This window comes from Rhizorhapis sp. SPR117, from assembly GCF_021742065.1.
The window spans coordinates 1-8415 of the sequence record NZ_JAKKIE010000100.1 but is presented as its reverse complement, the minus strand read 5'-3'; the positions used below and the strand labels follow the sequence as shown (position 1 = coordinate 8415).

The following is an 8415-nucleotide window of genomic DNA, read 5'->3' as shown; positions in this document are numbered from 1 at the left end:
CAAATTCACCGCTAGCCGAAAGGTCGGCGGCAGGATAAACTCGTTCTGCAGCGCAGATGGCAGTCATGAGAGCGTTGCGCTTAGCGATCCCGAGATGCCGCAGGCAGTGAAAACGGAAAATATGGTTGAGCTGCGCATCGTGGAGGCCACGGCAGAACCAAAGTCTGACCCGAAACCGAAGCCCGAAAAATCCGATGATGAAAAGCGCAAGGGCGCTGATGACGGAAAAAATTCCGGTGGTGGTGAAGATGCGCCGATGGTTGGATTGCCGCCATGTGTTTTGCTGACCAAAGATGGCCGCGAGATCAAAGGTCACACGTGCGAGACGTGGCCTAGCGGCATGACGGAAGCCGATGGCGGAACGGTGGAAGATTTGGGTGACGATGCGGGCATGGTCTACAAGATCAATCTCGATAACGCCTATCACAACCGCTATTTTGTCCAAGCGAAGGGTGATGTGTCGAAGAAGGTGGTCACCCAGCAGTATATCCTTGGTATGCGCGTCTTGATGCTCGGAATGGAACAAGCGCGCCGCGCCATGGGCGAAAAATTCGACATTGAGGTCGAGGAATTTCACAAGGCAGCGGCTCGCGGTGCAGCGTCAACTGTTCTCGGTATTGCGCAAGCACTTCCCGCCATTGTGAATGCGGCGGGCGTCGATCAAGAGGACGTAGTCGAATGAGGCGATAGCTATGAGCATCTCTGCACGGTTAACGGCTCGGGCCGCATGTTGAGCTTATGGACTTCGATCATCGCATTGTATTTCGCCACCAAGACCTCACGCTCGATGGCAATCTCGTTGCACATTTCGATAAGCTCTCGCTCGCGGGCTGCATAGCCGGAGGCCGCGTTGGGTGCATCGGCAGTCTGCGATGCCGGGCTATTGCACCCCGCGCATAACAAACTGGCGATCAAGGCTAATCGCTGCATGACGGCCTATTGAACCGCCCGCTGTGGAACGTCGGTCAGCCGCCCATCGGCTCCAAACGGCAATCCTACTGAACGCGCATTCGCGCCGAACATCGATCCCGTTGAATGCACCCAGACAAGGCGTTCACTCCCATCGGAGTTGGTGACGACCTGATTGGGTTGTCCAAGCAAGCCGATAACCTGTGCCTTGGTCATGCCGACCTGAAGGCGATCGACCGCCGCCACGTCGTAATTGGTGCCCATCGACACGCAGCCTGTGAGCGCCAACGCAGCGGTGAAAAATAAGATGCGCTTCATTTGATTTCGCCCCGGAAGTCGATGGCGGTACGCCCCCGCTTTCGACTTCACACCTGATCCTTGGTGATCGGGGAGTTAGTAAACCGATAGCTCGGTCCCTACGACCTTTAGGCTGGGAAGCCCTGGACATACGTCGCAGGCTCCCCGACCATAGGGTCAAGGATGTGTCGGGCTGCTACGGGCAGCCCAACCGGCTATTCGGGGTTACTACGCCCCAGAACCGTGCGTGGCGGTTCCGATTACCTGTATGGGACAGTGGACGTTTGCACTCAACAGAAAGCTGACCGACCTGCCCCAAGCTACAGTATTTCGTTGAAAAGCCAGCTTGAGGGGCACAGAGCCGCCGTCCGAAGAGCCGGAGGTTGTGCCTGAGACGCGGCCGATCTCGATGTATGATGCCGTCCGAGACGCAGGAGGCTTTCATGGGCGGACTTGGATCAGGCGCGCGGCGTTCAACGCATATCGGCAACGTCGAGGAAATGCTGGCACTCGACATTCGCGCGTTGCGGCGGCTGGGCGTAGTCTCACCGGGCGAATGCGTCATCGACACGGTGCACTGGTCAATCGGCGGCCTAAGCACCGCCAGCGCACGCCTGCGCGTCGATCTCAGCGACATTGAACGCGGCGGCGTGATGACGATCATCGGCGATATGATCGATGGTGCCATCACCCAATCCGTTGCCATCGAAATGGCGCCATCACCGTTCGGGGGCCACCGCTGCTATTTCATCTGCCCATTCACCGCGCGGCGTTGCGAGGTCCTGTACTATGCCGGTGACCGCTTCGGTTCACGGGAGGCGCAGCGCCTAAGCTATGCAGTGCAAGGCATGAACGAAGTTTCGCGTGCCCGACGCAGGTCCGCCAAGCTGCGTAGCCGACTGTGTGGGTCGGGTAGTATGCCTCGTCCGCGGGGACGTAATCGCATCGATATGGTGAGCCGCCTTCGCATGGCGGAATTCGAAGCGAAGACGCTTTACCTTGATCGGCTGCGCGTCCTAGCGGGTCGGTCTGGTTCCCCTCGGATGCCCGGCGAAAGGCTATAGTTCGCCCGAGATACGGATTTCCAAGCATTTGGGCAGACCGACCACCTGATTGTATATCAGCGGGTCCTGACCGAATTGCGTAATTTGGCGCACCAGCACCCGGTTGGAGATCAGCAGGTCCCGCACGGGGTTTTTCCTGACTTCCCCGCACCCATGGTCTTATTGGGAAGATGGTCAACGAAAGGAGGCCATCATGTCCGACGACGAACCGCTCGACCGACTGCATCTGTTATCCCATGCACGGGCGCTATTTCCCGGCGCGGTGATCGAAGTGGTCCACACGCCAGACGAGATCATTCATATCGATGTGGACGGGCACCGCTACACATTCGAGATCGGCAGCGATGACGACGCCTATGTCTTCACCGACGGAAATGCCGCCTTCAAGATCCCGCTGATGGAAATCGACTGGGATTTCTAGGATTTCTCCTGACACGCCTTCCGAACCCATCTTAATGGAAATGTCGGTCCCAAACAAAGGAGATGACCGACATGACTACGACCGAACCCGCAAAGCCGACCACCGCGCCGAACGCCGCAATCAAGTCGGATGCCGCCAAGCCTGCGTCGGGAAACAAGGCACTGGCGAAGCCCAAAGTCGAAATGGTCACGCTCGACCAACTCGCTCGTGAAATGAAGATGCCCGCGCGCGATGCCCGGATGCTGCTGCGCCTCGCTGCGAAGCAGACCAAGATATACCCGACATTGGGCAAGGATCACGTCGCCCGTCAGCCGTGGCAGTGGACGCCGGGATCCAAGGCACTGGACGAAGCCCGCAAGGCGCTGTCCGCGACGCCGACCGTTTGAAGCGCTTCCGGGGGCATCGGCCAACCCGGTGCCTCCCCCGCCCTGCCCAATCCAACATTTCAGGTTTTCATGTTTTCAACGCCGGGCACATCATGAAAAGTGCCGGGGCGGCACGAAAGTGCGTGATGCAACTTTCCACCGACCCCCGGCGATGAAAACTTGGAAACTTGGAAAGTTCGATCACTCGGGCGGTAGCGACCAGAACCAGATTTTGCCCTCCTTGGCCGTGATAATGCCCAAATCCTTCCGGGCGCGGTCGATGGTGGACGCACTGATCGCGCGCGCCTCACCTTGCGATTTCAGTTTGGCCGCCGGCTTGGGGCCGTCCGCCAGTGCATCCAACAGGAATTCCTTGGCGACCTCCCTTTCATCCTGATCCGGGCCGCGCATGGACGCATCACCCGAAAAAAAGTCATCGGCGGTAATGTCGGTGAACTTGTCGAAGCCGATCTTCGGCTGCTCTCCATTCCGGCCATCGGCATCGCCCATCGTGAACAACATGGACTGCCCCCGTTCGAAGTTCGTCTTCATGTGAAACACGATGAACCCGCGCGCACCATCATTGCGGCGGGCAAGACCGAACTGGTTGCGCGAGATGCCCACAAAGTCGGTGGAACCCAGCCCCTTCTTCATGGCCTTGTCCTGCGCGCTCTTGCCGAAATGACGGACGCAGATGATCGCGCATTTTCGCTTCGCCGCAATCTCGCCCAAGCGTGACATAAACTCGCGCACGTCGATGTTGCTGTTGCCGTCCACGCCGGACATGAATGCCTGAATGGGATCGAGAATGACCAGACGTGGCCGCTTTTCGGCAATTTCACCGTCCATCCACTCGACCATTTCCGCCGTAAGCTGGAACTGCCGCGACTGGATGAACACGCGCGAAAGGTCCGCGCCGTTCGCCTCTAACCGCTTCTTGATCACGGCACCGGGCAGGTCCTCGAAATTGAACAGGAAGCAATTGGCAGGTTCAAATCGATCCCCGTTGGGCAACTTGTCTCCACGGCTGAGCCGCGCGCATAACCAAACGCAAAGCTGGCTCTTGCCATCGCCGGGATCGCCATCCAGCAGCCCGAGGGTGCCAAGGCAGATGTAGGGATACCAGAGGAACTCAAGGCGCTCCTCCGGAATCTCGGAGAACGGGATGATCTGGGGCAACGCCTTAACCGGATAACGCGATACGCTACGCGCGATTTGCCTGACCTCGCGATCCGGCAACGGCTTTTCGGACATGGTTCGGTTCAGCGTTTTAAGCGTTTCCAGAACCGCCGCTTGCGGCACTCCCTTGCCATGCATGTATCCTGCGAACTGTGTCATCGTGGAGTTACGCATCCCGACCGGTATCGGTCCACCGCCGCCAGCTTCAGGCGGTTCATCACGGCGTTCGGTGATGTCCGCGATGTTCTGCGGCAAATCGGCTATCAGCTCATCTTCCCAGAGCGCATAAATCGCACCTGAAGCGTGAACCGAGTTTGGCCCAACCACATAGCAGCCGGGGCCGCTTTTCACGTCCAACTTGCTCCGTGCGGCGTTTCGGGCGGGCATTCCACCACGAAAGTAGAAGTGGAACCCCCTCGCCGTTTTCACGGTGAATGTTGGCGGCGGTTGATAGCCGGAACGGAATGCCTGCAAGGCTTCCTTGCTGTCGCAGTCGATCACCGCCAGCCCTTCGGTCGCCACGGCGTAGTTCATGTCCGGGTGCTCACGATGCCAACGCCGTATTAGCTTCAGATCGGTTGTCGCACCCTTGACGCCGTTGCGGACCAACGAACTGACTGGATGTTTGCCGGGACTTTCGCAATCTTCATTGCCGCATGTGCAGCTGCCGCCCACAATCCCATGAATGGGCAGGACGGGAATGTCCCGCCCTGCAAACCACTCCATCATGCCAAGAACGCTGACGCTTCGATCAAATCGCAGTGTGAAATGTTGTCGCTGCGCCTGCGTCATCGACCGCTCTCCGACGTGATGGGATAATATTCATTCAGCCACGCTTCGAACTCAGCAAAGTCCTCTGGTTCGTTGATCGGGCAAAGGAAAACTCGATCCCATGTGCGACCGGTAGGATGATGATGGATTCGGCGAACACTCACTGCTGTGACTGCACCAAGTTCGACTTCGAAATGAACTCCTCGACCTGGTCCGCTCGCCAATAGCTCGTCGCGCCAATTTTCAGACGCGTTGGGAATTTTCCCTTTCTTTCCAGCCTTATAAGTGTGCTGTTGTGAAGCTTTACGCCCCACCGCCGCAGTGCGGCGCGGTCGAGAAGTACGGGGTTTTTCATGCATAACGGCTCCTGATTTATGCGAGGAGCCGAATATTTATGGCGATTTGGGCGGCGCGTCGCAGGAGGTTTCTGGCGAAGAAATGTCCCTAGACAGCACCCGGTCGCCAAGGTGTGCGATGATCTCGTTGACCAAATCCCTGAGTTCTTTGGCATCCGGGTGTTGGTCGTACTTCAGTGCGTACTGCGACTGGACCTCATCGATGAGTTTGGCTGGTTTCCGAAGATGCGGATTGTCGAGCGCCAACCTCCAAGCCAGAGTAGTGATTTCTTGCCAATCAAAGGTAACGGATTTCCGCGGCTTGGAGTTGCGCAATGAATCAACGTAACGCTTGAGATCGGAGCGGCTGACGAAGATCAGGTCCCACTCCTCCTCCGTCCATAAAAATTCGCTACGCGGGATGTTGATGGCGAAAAATGGTGCCGAAAGACGCTCTCGACCTAATTCGATGTATCGGCCTTCGTGATTTCTCCCGAATGCGGGAAGCATACCTCCGGCAAGAAGGGCTGTAAGCCTTTGACGAACAATCGTGGCGCGCTCCTGCGCTTCCGCGTCGCCCGTAGGGTCGCTCAATTCGATCAGATCAGCATTACGCCATCCTGAAGCTATCTTAGCCCCAATCATGGTCGCGGCGTCGGCGAGGCAAAGATAGTTGCCTACCGACTTAGGCGGGCGTTTGAAGTCGGCTAATTTCACCAAGGAACATTCCCCACTTGTCCAGCGCTTCACGTCGTTCGGCATCATAACCGTAGCGATTATATACTGCCGCTACGCCGGAAATCGTCCCCGAAATATGGTTCAACACTTTCTCCACCACATGCGGCGCGATCCCTGCCCTTGCCATGCCCGATGCTGCGGTTCGCCGTAGGTCATGGAATCGCCATTCGGACGTCTCGGACTGTGCATGGATATGCCGCAACGCCTTGCTGAACCCGCTGATCGGTGATCGCCGCGTGGTGGTGAATACCCAATCGCATTCTCCACCGGCGAAGCGCGGAATCTCTGCCAGCAATCGCAGCGCGAAATCGTTGAGCGGGACAACGTGCGGTTTGCCATTCTTGGACAACTCCGCCGGGATCACCCATTGCTTAGCGTCAAGATCGACTTGGCTCCATTTCATCTGGGACACCTCACCGCGCCGTTGCGCTGTTGCCAGCAGCAGGGGCACGAATTGGCGAAATGGATAAGCGTCCTCGGCGCAGACTCGCAGCAACTTGCCAATTTCATCGTCCGTCAGCACACGGTCACGGGCCTGTTCTCGCGTCGGTGGCTTGGTTCCCATGACGGGCGAAACGTCAACAATCCCGCGCTCCATGCACCAATTGAACAGCTTGCGCAGGTTCGAGTGGATACGGTTCGCCTGATACGCCGCGCCGCGCTCGATAGCACCGTCCATCAATTCGAGGATGTCGTGGCGCTTGGCGTCGTGATCCGGATATTTTCTGGCGGTGGGTCTCTTACCAGAAGATTGCGAATCGTAGCTGGTTCACGCGCCCCATTTGGGCGAACTTCGTCGCGCTTCCGGACGGGGACACTTTGTTCGTCGGGCTTACCGCCGCCGAGATCGATGGGTTGGTCCCGAACGGTGAATGGGACGTGTTGCGCCGTCGCCCGATGCCGTCCGGTCAACATGACATTTATAGGCTGACCGCTTTGGATCAAATGAGTGCAGATGTCGGAAGGCTGTTCGTTTCATGGCAGCCGGGCAGGAATTGGACTCGCTGTGCTGAACGGGGTTCCTACCCACTTTGTTAGAGGATCGGTATGCGCGAGTTCATGGATGACGATGACGGTTACGCGGTCTGGCTCGAAGATCATTCGACCGGGTTCGTTCTGAATGTCCGGCGCAATCCGGGTGCAAACTACACGGTGTTGCATCGCGCCCTCTGCCAGACGATTGCTAAGCCACGGGACGATGGAGCCTATACAGGGCGTGGCTATCGTAAGGTGGTCGCTAACGCCGTCGATGACCTTCGCAATTACACCCGAACGCTTGGCCGAACAGACGGTTCATTTTCTCTCGTCTGCTCGAAATGCAAACCCTTGGGGGCAACCTAGTGGCGCGAGTCGTTCAAGGGCCCGGCTCAAAAGGAAGTCTACGGTGGATTCAGCAGGCCATAGGGGACCGCTGGGAAGCTCTCGATCAGCCGATTTTAGCAAAGCTCAACGGAGCGCGCGGGATTGATTGGCGATCACCGCTCGAACGAGACGACTTCGCTGAATACCGAGACGGCGAGTTTTTAGACCGGATCGGGTTGGGTCACCTGCGGTCCGCCTTGAAGGAGTTTTGGCCAGAGCGCGGCCCCCAATGGGATGCGCTCGGTGTTTCTGATCGGGGGGACGTGCTGCTGGTCGAGGCTAAGGCGCACGTTAACGAGATGTGCTCGCCTGGAACCGGAGCAAGCGAAGCATCCCGGGACAAAATCTCTGCATCCCTTGCTGCCTGCGCCGACAAACTTGGGGCAAAACCCAACAGGGCACAATGGACTGACTTCTTCTATCAGCTAGCCAACCGGCTGGCTCATCTACAATTTTTGCGGGATAATGGTGTTCCTGCTTATCTCGTACTCGTAAATTTCCTGAACGATGCAGACATGAAGGGACCAACGTCACCTGAAGCTTGGGAAGCAGCATATGAAGTTGCCTACCACGTGATGGGTCTTCGTAAACGGCATGCTTTGAGCCGCTTCGTAATCGAAGTCTTTCCGGATGTCCGAGTGGGGTCCCAACGGGGCATCAGGGGCTGACAATTGGATCCTACAGATTGCAACAGCCTGCAATGGAATGCGGAAGGGCGGACCGCAATTTCGCGCGAACCAAGCTACGAAATGCAGCGGTTTACTACGCTTTACCAAGGGCTTAAGGCCAGCTCTTAATCAGCGGGTCCTAGGTTCGAGCCCTAGTGCGTCCACCACTTTCTCACAATTTTTCAAACAGTTAAATAGCTCGTGAAGTCCGGTGTTCGCCGGGATCTACGCGCTAGTCACCCGGAACTGTAATCCACCTCATTGATTCACGCCTCTTTGAGGAGATGAACAATGCTAGGTCGGCAG

The 8415-nt window shown here is 57.5% G+C and carries 13 protein-coding genes; 6 read left to right on the top strand and 7 right to left on the bottom strand.

Annotation, left to right across the window (positions count from 1 at the left end):
- On the top strand, positions 1 to 682 hold a 682-nt coding region (locus L3X40_RS20185), incomplete at its 5' end, for a hypothetical protein (protein WP_237367185.1).
- A gap of 8 nt (positions 683 to 690) precedes the next feature.
- Here the strand turns inward: L3X40_RS20185 and L3X40_RS20180 are convergent.
- Entirely contained in the window at positions 691 to 930 is a 240-nt protein-coding gene (locus L3X40_RS20180; RefSeq protein WP_237367184.1) for a hypothetical protein, read from the bottom strand.
- A gap of 6 nt (positions 931 to 936) precedes the next feature.
- Positions 937 to 1227, bottom strand: coding sequence for an outer membrane protein assembly factor BamE domain-containing protein (bamE, locus tag L3X40_RS20175; RefSeq protein ID WP_237367183.1), 291 nt, complete (start codon positions 1225 to 1227; stop codon positions 937 to 939).
- A 422-nt stretch (positions 1228 to 1649) separates the two neighbouring features.
- Between bamE and L3X40_RS20170 the strand changes: the two genes are divergently transcribed.
- Positions 1650 to 2270, top strand: coding sequence for a hypothetical protein (locus tag L3X40_RS20170; RefSeq protein ID WP_237367182.1), 621 nt, complete (start codon positions 1650 to 1652; stop codon positions 2268 to 2270).
- On the opposite strand, the gene L3X40_RS22375 is transcribed toward L3X40_RS20170, so the two are convergent.
- Entirely contained in the window at positions 2265 to 2396 is a 132-nt protein-coding gene (locus L3X40_RS22375; protein ID WP_272908064.1) for a hypothetical protein, read from the bottom strand. The genes L3X40_RS20170 and L3X40_RS22375 overlap by 6 nt on opposite strands.
- Before the next feature lie 67 nt (positions 2397 to 2463).
- Between L3X40_RS22375 and L3X40_RS20165 the strand changes: the two genes are divergently transcribed.
- Together L3X40_RS20165 and L3X40_RS20160 are read left to right on the top strand one after the other, a co-directional pair.
- Complete coding sequence (locus L3X40_RS20165; RefSeq protein ID WP_237367181.1) at positions 2464 to 2691, top strand: hypothetical protein; 228 nt, start codon at positions 2464 to 2466, stop codon at positions 2689 to 2691.
- A gap of 71 nt (positions 2692 to 2762) precedes the next feature.
- Positions 2763 to 3077 (top strand): hypothetical protein, encoded by a 315-nt coding sequence (locus L3X40_RS20160; protein ID WP_237367180.1) that lies wholly within the window; start codon positions 2763 to 2765, stop codon positions 3075 to 3077.
- 180 nt (positions 3078 to 3257) lie between these two features.
- On the opposite strand, the gene L3X40_RS20155 is transcribed toward L3X40_RS20160, so the two are convergent.
- The 4 genes from L3X40_RS20155 to L3X40_RS20140 are packed head-to-tail and all read right to left on the bottom strand — an operon-like array spanning position 3258 to position 6758.
- The gene (locus L3X40_RS20155) at positions 3258 to 5027 is read right to left on the bottom strand and encodes an AAA family ATPase (RefSeq protein ID WP_237367179.1); all 1770 of its coding nucleotides are present in this window, start codon (positions 5025 to 5027) and stop codon (positions 3258 to 3260) included.
- Positions 5024 to 5365 (bottom strand): hypothetical protein, encoded by a 342-nt coding sequence (locus tag L3X40_RS20150; RefSeq protein ID WP_237367178.1) that lies wholly within the window; start codon positions 5363 to 5365, stop codon positions 5024 to 5026. The genes L3X40_RS20155 and L3X40_RS20150 overlap by 4 nt, the downstream gene beginning before the upstream one ends.
- A gap of 33 nt (positions 5366 to 5398) precedes the next feature.
- Positions 5399 to 6061: a hypothetical protein gene (locus tag L3X40_RS20145; RefSeq protein ID WP_237367177.1), complete on the bottom strand. Its 663-nt coding sequence runs from the start codon at positions 6059 to 6061 to the stop codon at positions 5399 to 5401.
- Positions 6027 to 6758 carry a tyrosine-type recombinase/integrase gene (locus L3X40_RS20140; RefSeq protein ID WP_237367186.1) on the bottom strand — a complete coding sequence of 244 codons (732 nt, stop codon included), beginning with the start codon at positions 6756 to 6758 and terminating at the stop codon, positions 6027 to 6029. The genes L3X40_RS20145 and L3X40_RS20140 overlap by 35 nt, the downstream gene beginning before the upstream one ends.
- Positions 6759 to 7126: 368 nt before the next feature.
- Here L3X40_RS20140 and L3X40_RS20135 point away from each other — a divergent pair, with 368 nt between their 5' ends.
- Together L3X40_RS20135 and L3X40_RS20130 are read left to right on the top strand one after the other, a co-directional pair.
- Complete coding sequence (locus L3X40_RS20135; RefSeq protein WP_237367176.1) at positions 7127 to 7420, top strand: hypothetical protein; 294 nt, start codon at positions 7127 to 7129, stop codon at positions 7418 to 7420.
- Positions 7420 to 8109, top strand: a complete 690-nt coding sequence (locus L3X40_RS20130) for a hypothetical protein (RefSeq protein ID WP_237367175.1) — start codon at positions 7420 to 7422, stop codon at positions 8107 to 8109. The genes L3X40_RS20135 and L3X40_RS20130 overlap by 1 nt, the downstream gene beginning before the upstream one ends.
- Positions 8110 to 8415 lie beyond the last annotated feature (306 nt).